Origin of the sequence: Vibrio sp. 1151_11, from assembly GCF_029478525.1 — a bacterium.
In the GTDB taxonomy this organism is placed as follows: Bacteria; Pseudomonadota; Gammaproteobacteria; order Enterobacterales; family Vibrionaceae; genus Vibrio; species Vibrio anguillarum.
In genome coordinates this window covers 1-1,050 of the sequence record NZ_SHMN01000086.1, presented here as the reverse complement: position 1 = coordinate 1,050, position 1,050 = coordinate 1, and the positions used below count along the sequence as shown (strand labels likewise).

Sequence of the window (1,050 nt, the reverse complement as noted above, 5' to 3'; positions counted from 1 at the left end):
CTTGGATTCAAGTACGAAGTGCGACACCTCTGAACATAAAAACAGTGAGATGCGATAATCATGAAGTTTGCTCCCGCCAAGAAGTAAAAAACATGAAATACACGCACCTCACTGAGAACGAAAGGTATATGATTTCTGCACTCAGAAAGCAAGGAATTAGTACCGCTAAAATAGCTAAACAACTGGGTCGTCACAAAGCGACTATCTATCGAGAAATTGAACGCAATTCCCGATACAACAGACACTTTAAAAGGTACTCCTATCAGGCGTGGAGAGCCCAACAAATGGCTCGCAACCGGCTGAGCCGGTCGCGCAGAAATAAGCGCTACAGCGAAATCGACTTTAGGTTACCTGAGGCCTTGCTACGACTGGATTGGAGTCCTGACCAAATTGTCGGATACCTAAGGGGAAGAGGCTATCCAACAATGAGCCACGAGCTCATTTATCAGCACATTTGGAATGACAAAACTCTCGGTGGAACACTATGGAAACACCTACGCCAATCCACTAAGAAAAGGCGTAAAAGGTATAACTCAAAAGACAGCCGAGGTCGGCTGGCAGCAAAGCGTCATATTACCGAAAGACCTGCAAAAGCTGAGCATCGAAAAGAGCCTGGTCACTGGGAAATAGATACCGTCGTTGGCCGCGGAACCAAGCACTGTATCGTGACTTTAGTCGACAGAATGACTGGCTACACTTTTATAGGGCAAATGGACGACAGAACAAGCGAGTCGCTCAACGTAAGAATGAGCAAGATCATGACCCGCTCTGACTTACCTTTTAAGACGATAACTGCGGATAACGGCACTGAATTTCATGGTTATGCACAACTAGAAAAACATCATAACTGTCTGTTTTACTTTGCAAATCCATACCACTCATGGGAGCGAGGCACTAATGAAAACACCAATGGCTTGATACGACAATACTTACCAAAACGAACTTCTATGTCACACGTGACACAGAAGCTCTGCAATGAAATTGCACACAAATTAAATACGCGCCCACGCAAAAGACTTGGGTATAGGACACCAACGGAGTATATTCATG

1 protein-coding gene is annotated in these 1,050 nt (G+C 45.0%); it reads left to right on the top strand.

Annotated features, from left to right (window positions below):
- Positions 1 to 92 precede the first annotated feature (92 nt).
- On the top strand, positions 93 to 1,050 hold a 958-nt coding region (locus EXZ60_RS18880), incomplete at its 3' end, for an IS30-like element ISVa6 family transposase (RefSeq protein WP_277436158.1).